The organism is Alteraurantiacibacter aestuarii, assembly GCF_039523595.1.
Lineage (GTDB): Bacteria > Pseudomonadota > Alphaproteobacteria > Sphingomonadales > Sphingomonadaceae > Alteraurantiacibacter > Alteraurantiacibacter aestuarii.
This window is the reverse complement of sequence record NZ_BAAAFP010000002.1, coordinates 1,589,859-1,608,022: the sequence shown is the minus strand read 5'-3', so window position 1 is coordinate 1,608,022 and position 18,164 is coordinate 1,589,859. Positions and strand designations below refer to the sequence as shown.

General features: G+C 62.2%; 16 protein-coding genes. 11 read left to right on the top strand and 5 right to left on the bottom strand.

Going from position 1 to position 18,164, the window contains the following annotated elements; translation table 11 throughout:
- The first annotated feature begins 158 nt into the window (after positions 1-158).
- On the top strand, positions 159-740 hold the full coding sequence (gene plsY / locus ABDZ98_RS11285; protein WP_343807833.1) for a glycerol-3-phosphate 1-O-acyltransferase PlsY: 582 nt from the start codon (positions 159-161) through the stop codon (positions 738-740).
- On the top strand, positions 737-1,867 hold the full coding sequence (gene dprA, locus ABDZ98_RS11280) for a DNA-processing protein DprA (RefSeq protein ID WP_343807830.1): 1,131 nt from the start codon (positions 737-739) through the stop codon (positions 1,865-1,867). The genes plsY and dprA overlap by 4 nt, the downstream gene beginning before the upstream one ends.
- On the opposite strand, the gene ABDZ98_RS11275 is transcribed toward dprA, so the two are convergent.
- Entirely contained in the window at positions 1,857-2,909 is a 1,053-nt protein-coding gene (locus ABDZ98_RS11275; RefSeq protein ID WP_343807827.1) for an acyltransferase family protein, read from the bottom strand. The genes dprA and ABDZ98_RS11275 overlap by 11 nt on opposite strands.
- A gap of 276 nt (positions 2,910-3,185) precedes the next feature.
- On the opposite strand from ABDZ98_RS11275, the gene ABDZ98_RS11270 reads away from it, so the two are divergent.
- From ABDZ98_RS11270 to ABDZ98_RS11255, 4 genes are all read left to right on the top strand, one after another.
- Positions 3,186-3,890, top strand: coding sequence for a hypothetical protein (locus tag ABDZ98_RS11270; RefSeq protein ID WP_343807825.1), 705 nt, complete (start codon positions 3,186-3,188; stop codon positions 3,888-3,890).
- An 80-nt stretch (positions 3,891-3,970) separates the two neighbouring features.
- Entirely contained in the window at positions 3,971-6,583 is a 2,613-nt protein-coding gene (topA, locus tag ABDZ98_RS11265) for a type I DNA topoisomerase (protein WP_343807822.1), read from the top strand.
- Positions 6,583-6,765: a hypothetical protein gene (locus ABDZ98_RS11260; RefSeq protein WP_343807819.1), complete on the top strand. Its 183-nt coding sequence runs from the start codon at positions 6,583-6,585 to the stop codon at positions 6,763-6,765. Before topA ends, ABDZ98_RS11260 begins: the two co-directional genes overlap by 1 nt.
- Positions 6,766-6,876: 111 nt before the next feature.
- Positions 6,877-8,235, top strand: a complete 1,359-nt coding sequence (locus tag ABDZ98_RS11255; protein ID WP_343807816.1) for an MFS transporter — start codon at positions 6,877-6,879, stop codon at positions 8,233-8,235.
- A gap of 27 nt (positions 8,236-8,262) precedes the next feature.
- Here ABDZ98_RS11255 and era read toward each other — a convergent pair whose 3' ends face one another.
- The 3 genes from era to lepB are packed head-to-tail and all read right to left on the bottom strand — an operon-like array spanning position 8,263 to position 10,650.
- On the bottom strand, positions 8,263-9,168 hold the full coding sequence (era, locus tag ABDZ98_RS11250) for a GTPase Era (RefSeq protein WP_343807813.1): 906 nt from the start codon (positions 9,166-9,168) through the stop codon (positions 8,263-8,265).
- On the bottom strand, positions 9,165-9,836 hold the full coding sequence (gene rnc / locus ABDZ98_RS11245; protein WP_343807810.1) for a ribonuclease III: 672 nt from the start codon (positions 9,834-9,836) through the stop codon (positions 9,165-9,167). Before rnc ends, era begins: the two co-directional genes overlap by 4 nt.
- 10 nt (positions 9,837-9,846) lie before the next feature.
- A complete protein-coding gene (gene lepB / locus ABDZ98_RS11240; protein ID WP_343807807.1) occupies positions 9,847-10,650 on the bottom strand; it encodes a signal peptidase I in 804 nt (267 codons plus the stop codon).
- Between the two features lie 128 nt (positions 10,651-10,778).
- On the opposite strand from lepB, the gene pgi reads away from it, so the two are divergent.
- On the top strand, positions 10,779-12,302 hold the full coding sequence (pgi, locus tag ABDZ98_RS11235) for a glucose-6-phosphate isomerase (RefSeq protein WP_343807804.1): 1,524 nt from the start codon (positions 10,779-10,781) through the stop codon (positions 12,300-12,302).
- Here pgi and ABDZ98_RS11230 read toward each other — a convergent pair whose 3' ends face one another.
- Positions 12,303-13,553, bottom strand: coding sequence for an NRAMP family divalent metal transporter (locus tag ABDZ98_RS11230; protein ID WP_343807801.1), 1,251 nt, complete (start codon positions 13,551-13,553; stop codon positions 12,303-12,305). It lies immediately after the preceding gene.
- Positions 13,554-13,764: 211 nt separating this feature from the next.
- On the opposite strand from ABDZ98_RS11230, the gene ABDZ98_RS11225 reads away from it, so the two are divergent.
- The 4 genes from ABDZ98_RS11225 to ABDZ98_RS11210 all read left to right on the top strand — a co-directional run bounded on the left by ABDZ98_RS11225 (position 13,765) and on the right by ABDZ98_RS11210 (position 18,062).
- Positions 13,765-14,793, top strand: a complete 1,029-nt coding sequence (locus tag ABDZ98_RS11225; RefSeq protein ID WP_343807799.1) for a hypothetical protein — start codon at positions 13,765-13,767, stop codon at positions 14,791-14,793.
- Positions 14,794-14,893: 100 nt separating this feature from the next.
- Positions 14,894-16,240 carry a glutathione-disulfide reductase gene (gene gor / locus ABDZ98_RS11220; RefSeq protein WP_343807796.1) on the top strand — a complete coding sequence of 449 codons (1,347 nt, stop codon included), beginning with the start codon at positions 14,894-14,896 and terminating at the stop codon, positions 16,238-16,240.
- Positions 16,241-16,303: 63 nt separating this feature from the next.
- The gene (locus tag ABDZ98_RS11215; protein ID WP_343807793.1) at positions 16,304-17,836 is read left to right on the top strand and encodes an acyl-CoA carboxylase subunit beta; all 1,533 of its coding nucleotides are present in this window, start codon (positions 16,304-16,306) and stop codon (positions 17,834-17,836) included.
- A gap of 10 nt (positions 17,837-17,846) precedes the next feature.
- Positions 17,847-18,062: a hypothetical protein gene (locus ABDZ98_RS11210; protein ID WP_343807790.1), complete on the top strand. Its 216-nt coding sequence runs from the start codon at positions 17,847-17,849 to the stop codon at positions 18,060-18,062.
- Positions 18,063-18,164 lie beyond the last annotated feature (102 nt).

Here is an 18,164-nt window from a genome sequence, read left to right as displayed (position 1 = left end):
TGCGTCAACCAGGAACGGCTGCGAGGACCAGTCCGGCGATGCCCGGCAGGAATTCCCGCAGCGTGATGGCGGAGGGTGAACGGGCTGTGCCGGTTTGCTTCGATTGCGGATGATTTTCCCCCTGCCAAATGCGGGGGGAGCCGCTATGCATCATGGCCATGGAATGGCTTTACGCTTTGTTGCTGGGCTACGCGCTCGGCTCGATCCCCTTCGGCCTGCTGCTTTCGATGGCGGCGGGCAAGGGAGATATTCGCCAGATTGGCAGCGGCAATATCGGCGCCACAAACGTGCTGCGTACCGGCAGCAAATGGCTGGCGGCGGCGACATTGCTGCTCGATCTGGGCAAGGGGTTCCTGCCGGTATTCCTGGCCTGGCATTGGTTCCCCTCTGCCGTGCCTCTGGCCGCTCTGGGCGCGGTTGTGGGGCATTGCTTCCCCGTCTGGCTGAAGTTCAGGGGTGGCAAGGGGGTGGCCACCAATGCCGGCGTGTGCTTCGGCATCGCCTGGCCGATCGGGCTGGCCTATGCGGCGGTGTGGATCGCGATGCTGGCGATTTTTCGTATCAGTTCGCTGGCCGGAATGAGCGCGGTTGTCGCAGCGGCGATTGCTGCGGCGGTGCTGGGCGCGACCGGTTTCGTGCCGGTGCTGGCCGCCATCGCCGTTCTGGTGATAGTCCTCCACCGGGAGAATCTGAAACGCCTCGCCAATGGGACGGAGCCCAAAATCGGCGGCAGGAAGTGAGCAGCGCCCCGCCGCTGGAGCGCTCGCTGTCACAGGATGAGGCCTTTGCCCGTATCCGCCTGCTGCGATCACCCAATATCGGCCCCGTCAGCTATGCCCAGTTGCTGCGCCGCTTTGGCAATGCCCGGGCGGCGCTGGATGCTCTGCCCGACCTCGCCGCACGCGGGAAGCGCAGCTACCGTGCGGCCCCTTCGGCAAGGATCGAGGATGAGATTGATGCCGTGCGCAAGGCCGGTGCGCGCTATCTGTTTCACGATATGGCGGACTACCCGGCGCTGCTGGGGCAGATGGAAAATGCGCCCCCGATCCTGACCGTGCGCGGAAACCTGGCGCTTGCGGCGCGCCCTTGCGTGGCGATGGTGGGGGCGCGCAACGCCTCTGCCGCAGCGGTCAAGCTGGCGCGCGACTTTGCCGCCGCGCTGGCGGAGGAGGGCTTTACCGTCGTGTCCGGCCTTGCCCGCGGGATTGACGGCGCGGCGCATCAGGGCGCTCTTTCAGCGGGCGGTGGCGGCACCATCGGTGTGATCGCCAGCGGCATCGACATCACCTATCCGCCCCAGCACACCGATCTGCAACAGCGGGTGGCGGACGAAGGCCTGCTGGTGGCAGAGGAGCCTCCCGGTACTGAACCGCGCGGGCAATTATTCCCCAAGCGCAACCGCATCATCGCCGGGCTGTGCGCCGGAACGCTGGTGGTTGAAGCTGCTCCCAAAAGTGGCTCGCTGATCACGGCAAGGCTGGCAGGCGAAGCGGGGCGCGAGGTGATGGCCATTCCAGGTTCCCCGCTGGAGCCGCGCAGCGCCGGGTGCAACATGCTGATCCGCGAAGGCGCGGTGCTGGTCCAGTCGGCCGATGACGTGGTGGAACTGCTGTCGGGCTTTGAGGGCAATCCCCGCTCCACCTTCCGCGAAGCGCAACCGCCCTATGACTATGAAGATGCGCTGGATGAGGATGGCGGCGAAAGCGCCGATATTGCCGGTCTGCTGACGCTTGCCCCGGTCAGCGTGGATGAGCTGGTGCGGCAAAGCGGGGCCAGTGCCGGCGCAGTGCAGATGGCACTGCTGGAGCTGGAAATATCCGGCCTGATCGATCGCCATGCCGGAGGGCGGGTGTCCCTCAGGCCCTGATCAGTGCCGAGCCGTAGCGCATCAGCGGCTTTTCAACATATCGGGTAATCAGCGCCGATGCCGCGATGCAGGCCATTATGGCGCCTGCCTTGTAGGCCAGACTGCCGTCCATCCGCTCCCCGAACAGATAGAGGCACAGCAGCAGGGCAGGCATGTGCACCATGTAGATGGTGTAGGACCATTCGCCCAGAAAGCGCAGCGGTCCGCGTGACAGCAGGCTGTCCGAATTTGCGACCACCAGCACCGTCAGGATCACAATCAGCGGATAGGCCAGCCCAATCAGCGGCCAGATGTCGATGGCCATGATGGCGAGGAACAGCAGTGCGATACAGCCCAGAGACAGCAGCGTGGGCCACAGGCCTTTGCGAGGGCTGATCCTGCCCTCCACCAGCCGGTAAAGCACGAAGCCGATGGTCAGGCTGGCCAGCGCGCGCACCACATTCCATCCGGCCGTTTCCACCAGTTCATAGGATGCGATCGACGCGCCGATGATGCCGATCAGCAGCAGGGCGATCAAGGCGGGGCGTTTCAGCGCGGTGAAGCTGGCCCAGACAATCACGAACAGCGCCGGAACCACCAGTTCCAGTGACGCGCTCCACGATGGCGGATTGATCGAATCCATGCCGAATGCGGCCTGCGCCAGTGTCAGGTTGATAAGGATTTCCGGCACGGTGGGATCAAATTCCATCACCAGTATCGGCAGCAAGGGAAGCAGGATCACCAGATGGACCGGGACCAGCCGCCAGACGCGCTTGATCGCATATTGGCGGATGGTCAGCGGGCGGCGCATGAAGCTGTGGCACAGGACAAAGCCGCTCAGCACGAAGAAGAAATCCACGCACAGCGCCCACGGTGCATCGGCGATCAGGCCGCCTGTGATCCGGCTCAAGACGGTGTTGAGCCCGAAGTGATACAGCATGACGGTGACGGACAGGATGCCGCGCAGGCCATCCAGATCGCGGTAATGCACGCTGCCGCCATCCGCACTGGCGGGCTGCTCAACGCTTCCAGAGGTGTCCGCGGCTGGCGCCGAAGCAGTCATTCAGTCATGTCCCCGGGCCAGAACCTGCCACATTGGCGCCGGGTGCAAAGCGCCGGGCGCGCGTTAAGAGGGCGGGGCATAACCGCATGCGCCGCATTTGGCCAATGGCAAGTCCGCATCCGCCAGACAGCTGACTTTGCTGGAAATCACCGGCAGACGCGGCGCCTTTGCGCGATCAGGATCGGCGCCGCTACTCCTCATCCCGGACGAGCTTGCCAGAGCGGAAGGAAGGCGTATCCTTGCACCGGCTTCTCGGGATGGCAGGGGGACAGGCGGATGGACAGGAATTTTCAGATAGCGGACATTTTCAGCGGTGTTTCGGCATTGCTGAGCAAGGCCTCACGCGAGGTGATGATATACATACTTGTGCTTGGCGCGTTGGCCATTCTCGGGCTTGTCATGGGCTACACCAATTCAGAGAGTTTCTCTCTGGAGGCCGGCTTCATGATCGATGAAAACGATACGCCGATGAGCGGCCTGTTCGAGCTGGTCTCTGCCATCGTCAGCGTGGTGGCTGCCTATCTGCTGGCGAAAGCCTACCTGGCCGGCAGTGGCCACCTGCGGACGACGGAAAATCGCTTCTGGCCCTATCTGGGCATGGGCATACTCTCCGTGCTGGGAATTGTTTTTGGTTTTGTGTTGCTGATCGTTCCCGGGATTTTCCTGCTGGTGCGCTGGTCTGCGGCAACGGGATATCTGGTTGGCGCGGGTAAGGGCGTGACAGAATCGCTGTCCGACAGCTGGGATGCAACCAAGGGCCACGGCTGGACCATCTTCTTCGCCGGATTGATCCTGATGATCTCGCTTGTGATCGTAGGCGGGATCATCGGCGCAGTGCTGGGAGTTGCGGGCGATGCGCTGTCTTCCTACCTGCTGGCCTTCGTGGAAGCGGCCGCCGGTGCGATCTCCATCGCCTTTGGTATTTCTGTCTATACGCTGGTCAGCAACGATGCCGGAGATGTGAGCGAAGTCTTCTCCTGAAATTGCCTGCTTGACGAATCCGTGACAGGGGCACCACCCTCGCGCGTACGTACACACGTAAGGACTGCCACTTTCAAATCATGCAATTAGTCATCGTAGAATCGCCCGCGAAGGCGAAGACCATCGAGAAATATCTGGGCAAGGACTTCAAGGTCCTGGCATCCTATGGCCACGTCCGCGACCTGCCGCCAAAGGATGGCAGCGTGCGCCCGGATGAAGGCTTCGAGATGGACTGGGAAGTCTATGCCGACAAGCGCAACCGCGATCAGGTGAAAGCCATCGCCGATGCGGCCAAGAAGGCCGACCGCCTGATCCTGGCGACTGACCCTGATCGCGAAGGTGAAGCGATCAGCTGGCATGTCCTGGAACTGCTGAAGAAGCGCAAGGCCCTGCCTGCCGAGGTGGAGCGCGTTACCTTCAACGCCATCACCAAGCAGGCGGTGACCGATGCGATGAAGGTTCCGCGCGGGCTGGATATGGACCTGATCGAGGCCTATCTGGCGCGCCGCGCGCTGGATTACCTGTTCGGCTTCACGCTTTCCCCCGTGCTGTGGCGCAAGCTTCCCGGGGCCAAGAGCGCGGGCCGCGTGCAATCCGTGGCGCTGCGCCTGATCGTTGACCGGGAGCGCGAGATCGAGGCGTTCCTGCCGCAGGAATACTGGTCCGTCACCGCAAAGATGGAGCATGACGGCACCGCTTTTGATGCCAAGCTTGTCAAGTTCGGCGGCAACAAGATCGACCGCCTGACCATTGGCGAAAAAGGCACCGCCGATGCGGCAAAGCTGGCGGTGGAGCAGGGCCGCTTCACCGTTGAGGATGTTGAGACCAAGCCGCAGAAGCGCAATCCTTCTCCGCCATTCACCACCTCCACCCTGCAGCAGGAAGCCGCGCGCAAGCTGGGCTTTTCGGCCAGTCACACCATGCGCTGCGCCCAGTCGCTGTATGAAGCGGGCGCCATCACCTATATGCGGACCGACGGCGTGCAGATGGATGGCAGCGCCATTTCCGCCTGCCGCAAGGCCATCGCCGAGCGGTTCGAGCCGCATTACGTGCCGGACAAGCCGCGCTTCTATTCCTCCAAGGCCAAGAACGCGCAGGAAGCGCATGAGGCCATTCGCCCCACCGATTTCAACCGCGATCGCGCGGGTTCGGGGGATGAGGCAAAGCTGTATGACCTGATCTTCAAGCGGGCGATGGCCAGCCAGATGGCAGGCGCCCAGCTGGAACGCACGACCGTCGCCCTGCGCGATCCGACCGGCCAGCATGAACTGCGCGCCACGGGGCAAGTGGTGAAGTTTCCCGGCTTTCTGGCGGTGTATGAGGAAGGCCGCGACAGCAGGTCTGACGATGATGAGGACGCAAACCTGCTGCCGATGATGCGCAAGGGCGATTGCCCGGCGAAGAAGGCTGTGGAGGCGATCCAGCATTTCACCCAGCCGCCGCCGCGCTTTTCCGAAGCGAGCCTGGTCAAGCGGATGGAGGAGCTGGGGATCGGCCGTCCGTCCACCTATGCCTCCACTATCCAGACCCTGCGTGACCGGGACTATGTGCGGATGGAGAAAAACCGTTTCTTTGCCGAGGATTCGGGCCGTTTGCTCACATCATTCCTCGAACGGTTCTTCGATCGCTATGTGGCATACGAATTCACCTCCGGCATGGAAGACGAGCTGGACGAGGTTTCCGCCGGACACGCCGAATACAAGAAAGTGCTCGAAGCCTTCTGGCGCGATTTCAAGCCCAAGAGCGACGAGGTGATGGAACGCCAGCCTTCGGAAGTGACCGAGGCGCTGGACGAGTTCCTGTCCGATTACCTGTTCCCGAAGAACGAAGACGGCAGCGATCCGCGCCTGTGTCCCAAATGCGTTGCAGAAGGCCGCGATGGCGGCCGCCTGAGCCTGCGCGGCGGGCGTTTCGGCGCCTTCATCGCCTGCAATAACTATCCCGAATGCAACTTCCGCCGCAAATTCGGCCAGCCCGGGGACGAGGATGGGTCAGACGATGCCGTGATCGGCGTCGATCCCGAAAGCGGCCTGAATGTGGAGCGCAAGAGCGGACGCTATGGTCCCTATGTGCAGATGGGTGAGGGCAAGGACGCCAAGCGCGCCTCCATCCCCAAGGATCTGGACGATTTCGATCTCGACTGGGCGCTGAAGCTGCTGGCCCTGCCACGTATCGTCGGCAATCATCCCGAAACCGGTCAGCCGATTGAAGCGAGCATTGGGCGCTATGGTCCGTACCTTCGCCATGACGGCAAATATGCCAAGCTGACCTCCACCCGCGACGTGTTCGATACCGGCATGAATGCGGCGGTCTCGCTGCTGGCCGAAGCGGCCAATCGCAAGGGCGGCACGCGCGGCAAGGCGGAACCGATCAAGACGCTGGGCCTGCATCCGGTGACGGAAGCCGAGATGAAGGTGATGCCGGGCCGATACGGCCCCTATGTCACCGATGGCACCAATAATGCGACCATTCCCAAGGACGTGAAGCCAGAGGACCTGACCGAAGAGCAGGCCATCGTCCTGATCGATGCGCGCATCGCCAAGGGTCCGCCCAAGGGCAAGGGACGCAAGAAGGCTCCGGCCAAGAAGAAGGCTCCGGCCAAGAAGGCTGGGGCGAAAAAGAAGGCACCTGCCAAGAAGAAGGCTCCCGCCAAAAAGGCCGCCAAGGCTGCTCCAGCGGCAAAGGCGGAATAATGGCGGGCGAACATTTTGAGCGCCACAAGCAGCCGTGGAACGGTGAGGAGGCGGGCAAGCTCAAGCTGCTGGCAACCAAGGGCCACGGCCTGAAACAGATCGCCAAGGCGCTCAATCGCAGCGAGGAATCGACCAGGGACTTCGCCAAGAAGAACAAGATCGCGATTGCCAAGAAGCGGTAGTTACCCACGCAAGCTCTTGCAGCGGCGGGACGATGCGAGCATTGAGCGCGCGTGTTGCAGGATCAATCCGATACCGAATCCCCGGCCAAGGCTCCAGCTGGAACCGCGCCAGTGACCGACGAACACCACGGCCTGCCCAAGCCGCGCCGCTGGTGGGCGATTATCGCCATCAGTTTCGGCACATCGCTGCTGGTGCTGGATGGCGCCATTGCCAATGTCGCGCTGCCCACCATCGCCCGCGATCTGGGCGTTACCAATTCCGTCGTGACCAATGTTGTCACGGTTTACCAGCTGGTGCTGGTGATGCTGCTGCTGCCCTTTTCATCGCTGGGAGACCGCATGGGGCACCGGCGGCTGTACCAGTACGGGCAGGGCGTGTTCATGGCGGCATCCGCGCTGTGCCTGTTTGCAGACAGTTTTGCCGTGTTGCTGGTGCTGCGCGCGGTGCAGGCAGTTGGCGCGGCAATGGCGCTGAGCGTTTCGGCGGCCATGCTGCGGCAGATTTACCCGGCCAAGAACCTTGGTGCGGGACTTGGCGTGAATTCCGTGATCGTGGCGTCGTCTGCCGCGCTGGCACCAACGCTGGGCGGCTATATCGTGGGCAATGCCCATTGGCAGCTGGTGTTCGTGGCCGCGGTGCCGCTTGCCATCATTTCGCTGCTGCTTGGCCGCGCTCTGCCCGAACCGGAGCCGCGCGAGGGCAGGCTGCAATGGATCAGCGCATCGTGGAGCGCGGTGACCATGCTGCTGGTGATCGGCGGATTGCAGCTGGGCACACATGGCAATGCCCCGATCGGCATCGCGCTGGCGCTGGCGGGTGTGGTCTCGCTGGTGCTGCTGGTGCGGCGGGAGAAGGCGCGCACCGCGCCGGTGCTGCCGGTGGACCTGCTGGCAAAGCCGGTGATCGGCCTGTCTGCTCTGGCGGCAATGGCCAGCTTCGTTTCCGCCGGCGCGCTGATGCTGTCCCTGCCGTTCCGCCTTGAGGTGGGCATGGGCTATGATCCGCAGACGGTGGGCCTGCTGCTGCTGCCATTCCCGCTCACCATGCTGGTGGTTTCCCCGCTTGCAGGCTGGATGAGTGACCGCATCGCCGCCACCAAGCTGGGCGTGACCGGCATGAGCATTGCCATCATCGGCCTGTTGCTACTCGCCTTCATGCCCGATGATCCGGGCAAGATCGGGATCGCCTGGCGGCTGGCCTTCACCGCGCTGGGCTTTGGCCTGTTCTTCAGCCCCAACACGCGCCTGCTGATCGGCCGCGCACCGCGAGACAGGGCAGCTGCGGCAGGCGGATTGCTGTCCACCTCGCGCCTGCTGGGCCAGACACTGGCCGCCGTGGTGGTGGGTATATTGCTGGCTGGCGGAATGGGCATGGGCGGCGCGCCGATGTTCCTCAGCTGCGCGCTGGCCGTACTCGCGGCGCTGTGCAGCATGACCCGCTATTGGTTCAGGGAATCGAAGCCGGTCTGAGCGGGGGATGGCCCTGCGCTCGACAGTTCACTTCACCCAGTCCAGCCCCATTTCGTCAAATATTTCGCGACTTTCGGCCCAGTTCTCGTCCACTTTCACGTGCAGGAACAGGTGGACCTTCACGCCCAGGATCTTGCTCAGTTCCTTGCGCGCCGCTTCGCCGATTTCCTTGATCCGGCTGCCGCCTTTGCCCAGCACGATGGGCTTCTGGCTGGCGCGCGCGATCACGATCTGCTGGCGCACTTCCACGCTGCCATCGGGCCGCACCTTATAGCTCTCATGCCGCACGGTGCTGTCATAGGGCAGCTCCTCGTGCAGCTGCGCATACAGCTGTTCGCGCGTCACTTCGGCGGCGAGCAGGCGCTCGCTGGCATCGGACACCTGGTCTTCGGGATAATGCCACGCGCTTTCGGGCATCAGGCTGGCCAGATGGTCTTTCAGTTCGGGCACGCCGTCACCGGTGAGGGCGGACACGAAGAACACTTGCTCAAAATCGACCATTCCGGTCAATTCCTGCGCCAGTTCCAGCAGCGGTTCCTTGGTCGCCCGGTCCACCTTGTTGAGCACCAGAATCTTGTGCTCGGGCCGGTCTTTCAGGATTTCCAGCAGCGGCATCAGATTGTGGCGGCGCTGCTTCATCGGATCGACCATCAGCAGGATCGCATCGGCAGCCTTGGTGCCTTCCCATGCGGCGCTGACCATCGCGCGGTCGAGGCGGCTCTTGGGATCGAAGATGCCGGGCGTATCGGCCAGGATGATCTGCGTATCGCCGTGCAGCGCAATGCCCATCAGCCGTGCGCGCGTGGTTTGCGCCTTGGAACTGGTGATGGCGACTTTCTGTCCCACCAGCTGGTTGACCAGCGTCGATTTGCCGGCGTTGGGCGCACCGATCACGGCAACCACCCCGCAATGCGTCTTGGTGCCGTCAGTCATCCGAATTTCTCCATGAAAAGGCGTGCGGCCTCTGTTTCTGCGTCCTGCTTGGACGCGGCGGTGGCATCCACTTCGCCCACATTCTTGACCGTGACGCGCACGGTGAAACGCGCGGCGTGATCGGGGCCGGTGCGGCCGATAATCTCATATTGCGGCGGACGGCGCTGGTTGCCTGCCGCCCATTCCTGCAAAGCGCTCTTGGGATGCTTGGACCGGCCCACGTGGCCTTCCACCGTATCCTTCCAGATCTGCCGCACCACATCGCGCGTGGCGTCAAAGCCGTTCTGAATGAAGCTTGCGCCCAGCAGCGCTTCCATGATGTCGCCCAGCACATTGTCGCTGTCCGCCGCGCCATCATCGCGCGCCTGCTTGCCCAGGCGGACATGCTCGGGCACGCCGATCTGGCGCGCGCACCTTGCGCAGGACTGGCGGCTGACCAGCGCGTTCAACCGCTGCGCCAGTTCGCCTTCAGCGCCTTTGCTGTTGTGATAAAGCCATTCGGCGATCGAAAGGCCCAGCACCCGGTCACCCAGGAATTCCAGCCGCTCATAATCACGCTCATGGCCGGTGCTGCCGTGTGTCAGCGCTTCCAGCCACAACAGCTCATCCGTGACGTGGAAGCCCAGGCCTTCCAGCCAGAGCTTCGTTTCAGGTTCCAGCGTACGCATTGCTCTCAGATCAGATGCCGCGGCCAATGCGGCTCCACCGCACGCCATCGCCGTAGGACCAGTACATGAAGCTGGCCTGCGCCACGAGGTTCTCCTGCGGGACCAGGCCGATACCGCGGCCAGGCTCTGCCGGGAAACGGCTGTCGAGCGAATTGTCGCGGTTGTCGCCCATAAGGAACAGGCGATCTTCAGGAACGATCACCGGCGCGGTGGTGTCCTGCGGCTCCAGACCGAAATCGAGCACGTTGTAGGATACGCCATTGGGCAGGGTTTCACGGAACTGGGGGTAGCGGCAGGCAAAGCTTCCATCCGCCTGCTGCTCGGCAAAGCGGGCGCGGGCGCAGTGGCCATCGGGGCTGATCGGCAGCACCAGGTCTTCAACCGGCACCTTGGGCACGGCAACGCCGTTCAGATGCAGCACGCCGTTCACCATCTGCACTTCGTCACCCGGCAGACCGATCACGCGCTTGATGTAATCGGTGCCGTCGATCGGATGTTCGAAGATGGCGATGTCTCCGCGCTCTGGCTGGGAGGCAAATATGCGCCCGGGAATCAGCGGCAGGTCAAGCGGCAGGGAGCGCTTGGAATAGCCATAGGACCATTTCTGCGCGAACAGATAATCACCCACCAGAAGGCGCGGCATCATGCTCTCACTGGGAATGTTGAAGCTGGTGAACACGAAGCTGCGAAAGATCAGCACGATAATCACCAGTTTCACGCAGAACCAGGTGAAGCTGCGCCAGTCTTCCTTCTTCTCGGCCTTGACCGGTGCGGCCGGTGGTGTGGCCGCCTGTGTAGGGGTAATTTCACTCATGGCGCGGGGTCTTGTTGTCAGGGAAGGGCAACGTCAAGAAAAATGGCGACAGAAGGCTTGCATTGATCGACCAAAGCCTTAGCGCATTTGCCCATACCAGCACCATGACCAGCACCAGGAGAAGCCCATTGAGCACCCCTCGCGAAGCCGTCTGGAACAAGCTCTCGCTCCATCAGGACCCGACACTGGTGCAATTGTTCGCCGATGATCCGCAGCGGGTGGAGACATTCTCGGCCCGGTTCGAGATGGAAGAGGGCGGCGTGCTGTTCGACTGGTCGAAAACGCACATGACCGAGCAATTGCTGGCCGAGTTCGAGGAGCTGGCGCAGGTCAGCCAGTTTGACGAGATGCGCCGCCGCCTGTTCGCAGGCGAGGTGGTCAATCCCACAGAGGGCCGCGCGGCCGAGCATTCCGCCCTGCGCGGGGTAGGCAAGGAAACCAGCGTTGAAGAAGCAGAGGCGCTGCTGGCGCGTATGCAGACGCTGGTTGAAGCCATTCACGAAGGCGCTTTGGGAGAGGTGAAGCACCTGATCCATGTCGGCATCGGCGGATCGGCGCTGGGACCCGCCCTGGCGGTGGATGCACTGTCACGCGACCTGTCGCTGGTGGATGTGCATGTGGTGTCCAATATCGATGGCGTGGCGCTGGAAGCAGCCTTCGCCGCCTGCGATCCGGCCACCACGCTGCTGGCGGTGGCGTCCAAGACCTTCACCACGATTGAAACCATGACCAACGCCGCCAGTGCGCTCAAATGGCTGGCGGACAACGGCGTGGCCGATCCCGCGGGCCGGGTGATCGCGCTGACCGCCGCACCAGAAAAGGCGGTGGAATGGGGCGTGGATGAAACGCGCGTGCTGCCTTTTGCAGAGAGCGTGGGCGGGCGTTATTCGATGTGGTCGTCCATCGGCTTTCCCGTCGCCATTGCCATTGGCTGGCAAGACTTTGAAGCGATGCTGGAAGGCGCGGCGGATATGGACCGTCATTTCCGCGATGCCCCCATGCGCGAAAACCTGCCGCTGCGTGCCGCATTTGGAGACCTGTATTATGCGCGCGTGCGCGGCGCCGAAACGCGCGCTGTGTTCTGCTATGACGAACGGCTGGGCCTGCTGCCCGATTACCTCCAGCAGCTGGAGATGGAATCGAACGGCAAGAGTGTGACTGTGGATGGTGCGCCAGTGGATGGGCCCACCGCTCCCATCACCTGGGGCGGGGTGGGCACCGATGCCCAGCATGCGGTGTTCCAGCTGCTGCACCAGGGCACGCATCTGGTGCCGATAAACTTCATTGCCAGCATCGCGCCGGGCGATGCGCTGGACCCGGCGCATCACCGCATCCTGCTGATGAACTGCTTCGCGCAGGGCGCAGCCCTGATGGCGGGCAAGACCACTGACGATCCGGCCCGGTCCTATGCCGGCAACCGGCCCAGCACGACCATTTTGTGCGATGATCTGGATGCCGCCACGCTGGGCGCGCTGATCGCCTTCCACGAACACCGCACCTTTGCCAATGCGGTGATGATGGATATCAACCCGTTCGATCAGTTCGGCGTGGAACTGGGCAAGGAGATTGCCAACAAGATCGAGAAGGGCGGCGCAAGTTTCGATCCCAGCACGGAAAACCTGCTGAAACTGGCGGGGCTCTCGGCGGGCTGATTACCTCAGAACCAGCACGAAATACATCACTGCCAGCGCGGCCATCACCAGTATGGCCAGCCAGCTCCATGCACGCGTGACAAGTCCCGGACGCGCTTCGTCGGGCATGGCGCAACGCGTCACCACCAGATGGTTCAGCAACGCCACAACAGGGGCAATCACGAAGCTGGATGATGTCACGAAGTCCAGGAAGACCGAAAAGTCAGCCAGCACGGTGAACAGCACCGATGATGCCAGCGCCATGAACAGCAGGCAGAACCCCACATAATCGCGCCGCAGCCCGGCATCGTCTCCCTTGCCCGACATGACAGACATGGCGGAGGCGAAAATGCGTGCATAGGCGTCTATCCCGGCGATCACCGTGGTCAGCATCACCGACAGGGCGGCAATCGCGGCAAGGATGGCGGCCTGCGGTCCCAGCGCCTCCCGATAGAGATTGACCAGCTGTCCGGCAAAGCCGGGCGCATCGCTGAGCGGAGTGATCGATTGGGCGTGCATCACGCCTGCGCCCATGATGCAGAAACACACCGCCATCAGCGCAGACAGCGCATATGGTCCCATGAAGCTGGCGCGCGCTTGCCGTAGCGAGGGGTGGCTTTCTTCGGGCAGGCTGCGGTCTGATTCCACCTTCCACAGCGACAGCGCCACCGAAACGTCCAGCGGGTTGGGCATGAAGCCGGCCAGCGCGACGATGAACAGCAGGGCAGTTGTCTGATGCGTCCAGCTGAAATCTGTCAACGTTCCCCAGTCCACCCGCGGGACCACCATGATGGTGGTGATCAGCGTGGAAATGACCAGGAATACAAGCAGATAGCCGTTGATCCGGTCCAGCCAGCTATATCCGCCCGCAACCAGCAGCAGCGTTGCGCCCAGCAGCACCAGCGCGGCCAGCGGCGGTACCGGCATGATCGTGCCGATCAGCGTGCTGATGATGCCTGCGGTCGCCGCGCCCAGTGCCGCAAGGATGATCGGCACCAGCGGGGCCACTGCCACCAGGAACAGGATCGGCGCCCATTTGCCCAGTTCCCGGTAACCCGAAAGCAGTGATCGGCGGCTGGTGTGGCTGTAATCCACGCCAAAGCGATAGGCCGGATATTTCAGGAAGTTGACCAGCACGATCACACCGATCAGCGCCGCCCCGAACATCGCGCCTGCGCGGGTCGACTGGACGAGATGCGATGTGCCGATGGCAGCACCCGAAAAAATCAGACCCGGGCCGATCATGTGACGCAGGCTGTGCAGGCTCTTCATGGCCGGATTCCAGCGGCGACTGTGCCCGCCATGACCAGTTCAGCAGCTATCGTACGTTCCTGCACTCCAATCCCCCCGGATTTGCCGGTCCGCAACAGCGGACCGCAAGGGCATTAGTGCCTTTTTTCCAGGGGTCACGATAGAGATTTCTTAACCATGCAGGCCTAGCAGATTCCAAGCAATTATGCGCATCGCGGGGGCGTTTGAGTTAATGATCAGATCCAAGACAACTCTGGTCATCGGTGCCGGTGCCGGCTCCGAGATCGAAATGCCCGACGGGCGCGAAATACTGGGCAAGATTGCCCAGGGTTTCGACTTCGCGCGTCTGGGCAGCGAGTTGCAGACCCGCGACATGCAGGTTCTGGCCGGTCATTTTGACAAATTCTCCCGCCGGATCGGTGCCAGGCCGGAACAGTTGATGCAGGCGGCGCAGACCATCCGCACATCCGCGCGCGTGGGCAGTTCCATCGATAACATTCTGGAACAGCACAATAATGATCCGCTGGTGACGGCTGCGGGAAAGCTGGCCATCATCTATTTCACGCTGCAGGCCGAAGCGCGATCGCCGTTGCAGCTGGAGCCGCGCGAGGAGGGCGACCTGCCCTTGCGTGGAACCGAGAACTGGCTGTTCCAGCTGGGCAAGCTGATCACCTCCGGCGTGCCCCGCAGCAAGGCGGAAAAATGTTTCGAGAATCTGGCAATCATCAATTTCAACTATGACCGGTCAATCCAGCATTACCTGCCCTATGTGGTGGCGATGGCTTTTGGCATGACGCTTCAGGAAGCGCGCCAGCTGGTGGGGGCGAAGCTGAATATCGTCTACCCGCTGGGCAATGCCGGCCGCCTGCCGTGGGAACCGGGCGAGCGGCCCGATGTCGAATGGGGCAATGAGGAGCCGTGGAACCTGCAGAACCTGGTCAAGGAGATCCACACGGCGTCCGAGCGCATGAACAACCGCGCCTTCGTGACCGGCCTGCATGGCGCGCTGGCGGGATCGAAGAAGATCATCTTCCTTGGCTTTGAGTTCGATCCGCTGACAATCGATTTCCTGTTCGATTATTCGCTCAGCCATGATCCCGATGTGATCGCGGCGGTCACCGGCATGAATGAACCCACCAAACTCGCCGTTGCGCGACTGCTCAAGCGCCGCACCGGGATTGAGGAGGAGGGGCTGATCTCCGTGATGGAGATGCGCAGCTTCCAGCTGCTGCGCGATTACTCGCTTTTCCTCGAAAGCTGATGACCTGTAGTAACTTCTGGCGGTTGGCAATCGAAGGCTGATTGCCCATAGGGCAGACGCCAGCACGCAGGAATCTGGCAAGCAGGGAGCCATTCAGCGCATGTCGCAATTCGATTATGATCTATTCGTCATCGGTGCCGGTTCGGGCGGCGTGCGCGCGGCGCGCATTTCGGCCAGCCACGGCGCCAAGGTTGCCATTGCCGAGGAATACCGCGTTGGCGGCACCTGCGTCATTCGTGGCTGCGTGCCCAAGAAGATGCTGGTCTATGGCTCTATGTTTGCCGAAGAACTCTCCCACGCCGAGAAATATGGCTGGAGCGTCGGCGAGAAGAGCTTTGACTGGGCCGCCTTGCGCGATTTCGTGAATGGCGACGTGGACCGGCTTGAAGGCCTGTATGGCAAGACGCTGGAAAGCCATGATGTCGAACTGATTGCAGAGCGTGCGACGATCGCCGGACCCAACACCGTCAAGCTGGCGAGCGGGCGCGAGATCACCGCGAAACATATCCTCATCGCCGTGGGCGCATGGCCCGCCATGCCCGATTTCCCCGGCGTGGAGCATTGCATTTCCTCCAACGAGATTTTCCATCTGGAACAGCAGCCCAAGTGCCTGATGGTGGTGGGCGGCGGCTATATCGCGATGGAATTCGCCGGAATTTTCAACGCGCTGGGCAGTGAAGTCACGGTGGTCAACCGCTCCGACAAGATCCTGCGATCCTATGATGACCAGATTGTCGAGCGCATGCTCCACATCGCCATGGGCCGGGGCATCAATTTCAGGATGCACAGTGAGATCAAGTCGGTCGAAAGGACGGCAGAGGGCTGTCTGTCGGTCGATCTGGGCGAATCCAATCGCGTGCAGGTAGACCAGATCCTGATCGCCACCGGCCGCAACCCCAAGACCGATGGGCTGGGCCTGGAAAATGCCGGGGTCCAGCTGGGCGAGAAGGGTGAAATCATCGTCGACGAGTATAACCGCACCAGCTGTGAGAGCATCTATGCGGTGGGCGATGTGACCGACCGCGTGCAGCTGACGCCGGTGGCCATTCGCGAAGGCCATGCCTTTGCAGACAGCGTATTCGGCGGCAATCCGCGCACCATCGATTATGATTTCATCCCCAGCGCCGTGTTCAGCCAGCCACCGCTCGCCGGTGTCGGCATGACGGAGAAGGAGGCGCGCCGCACGCATGGCAATGTGCGCGTCTATTCCTCCGACTTCCGCCCGATGAAGAACATCTTTTCGCCCCATGCGGAGCGTGGGCTGTACAAGATGATCGTGGATGACACCTCGGGCAAGATCCTGGGCATTCACATGATCGGCCCGGAATCGCCGGAGATATTGCAGGTCGCCGCCGTGGCCCTGAAGGCCGGCCTGACCAAGGATGCCTTTGACGATACGGTTGCGCTGCATCCCAGCATGGCGGAGGAACTGGTGCTGCTGAAATAGCAGCCACCTTGCCGCCCGGCTGCTTGCGCTCTACCCCTTGCGCTGGGTGCAAGAGGAGAGTGCATGTCCGCCAATATTCCTGAAGTTGAACGCAGGCGCGAAGCTGCCCGCCTGGGCGGCGGCGAGAAGCGCATTGCCGCGCAGCATGCCAAGGGCAAGCTGACCGCGCGCGAACGGCTGGACGTGTTGCTGGACGAGGGATCGTTCGAGGAGCTCGACATGTATGTCGAGCACAATTGCACGGATTTCGGGATGGAGGAGCAGCACGTTCCGGGCGATGGCGTGGTCACTGGCAGCGGCACCATCAACGGCCGTCTGGTGTTCGTCTTTTCGCAGGATTTCACCGTCTTTGGCGGATCGCTGTCGGAACGCCACGCGCAGAAGATCTGCAAGGTGATGGACATGGCGATGAAGGTCGGCGCACCGATCATCGGCATCAACGATTCCGGCGGCGCGCGCATTCAGGAAGGTGTCGCCAGCCTGGCGGGCTATGCCGAAGTGTTCCAGCGCAATGTGCTCGCCAGCGGAGTGATCCCGCAATTGTCGCTGATCATGGGGCCGTGCGCGGGCGGGGCGGTCTATTCGCCCGCCATGACCGATTTCATCTTCATGGTGAAGGACAGCTCCTACATGTTCGTGACCGGGCCTGAAGTGGTGAAAACGGTCACCAATGAGGTGGTCAGTCAGGAGGAACTGGGCGGGGCGATCACCCATACCACCCGCACCGGCGTGGCCGATCTGGCGTTCGAGAACGATCTGGAAGCCCTGGTGGCAGCGCGCGAGTTCATCTCGCTGCTGCCGTCGGACAATCGCTCCGGCGTGCCGCAGGTGCAAACCAATGATCCCTTTGACCGGGTGGAGGACAGCCTCGACACGCTGATCCCGGACAATGCCAACCAGCCCTATGACATGCATGAACTGGTGCGAAAGGTGCTGGACGAAGGTGAATTTTTCGAGATTGCCCCCACGCATGGCGGCAATATCCTGTGCGGGTTTGGCCGGGTTGAAGGACGCACTGTGGGCGTTGTCGCAAATCAGCCGATGGTGCTGGCCGGGTGCCTCGATATCAACGCCAGCCGCAAGGCCGCGCGCTTCGTGCGCTTCTGCGATGCTTTCGATATTCCGATCATCACCTTCGTCGATGTTCCCGGCTTCCTGCCCGGCACCGCGCAGGAGCATAATGGCATCATCAAGCACGGCGCCAAGCTGCTGTTCGCCTTTGCCGAGGCGACCGTGCCCAAGATCACCGTGATCACCCGCAAGGCATACGGCGGGGCCTATGATGTCATGGCCTCAAAGCATTTACGCGGCGATCTCAACTACGCATGGCCCACCGCCGAAATCGCCGTGATGGGAGCCAAGGGCGCGGTGGAGATCATCTTCCGCAAGGACCGCGACGATCCCGCCAAGATTGCAGAGAAGACCAGCGAATATGAAGACCGCTTCGCCAACCCGTTCATCGCCGCCAGCCGCGGCTACATCGACGAGGTAATCAGGCCGCGCAACACGCGGCGGCGGATAGCGATGGGACTGCGGAAACTGCGCGGGAAGAAGCTGGAGAACCCGTGGAAGAAGCACGATAATCTGCCGTTGTGAAACGGAGTAGATGAGGCTCGCCTTCACCTTCGCGTTCCCCGCCATCGCGCTGCTCGCGGCAATCTACGCTGCCTGGCTTGCGCGCAAATCGTGGCGAAACCCGGACAATTGGCACCTCGATCCGCAAAGTGCGCAGATGACTTTTCACAATTGGCCCGAATTTGGCCTTTCGAGTTTGGTCAGCGCGATTTGTGGCGGCGTTGCGGTGGCGGGGTTTCTGATTTGATTCTGCAGTTGCGGACCGTTTGAGCCAAATACCGTCACCCTGAACTTGTTTCAGGGTCCATCGTGCCTCAATCGTGCACCAATCAAGCGCGGTGCGGGCCGG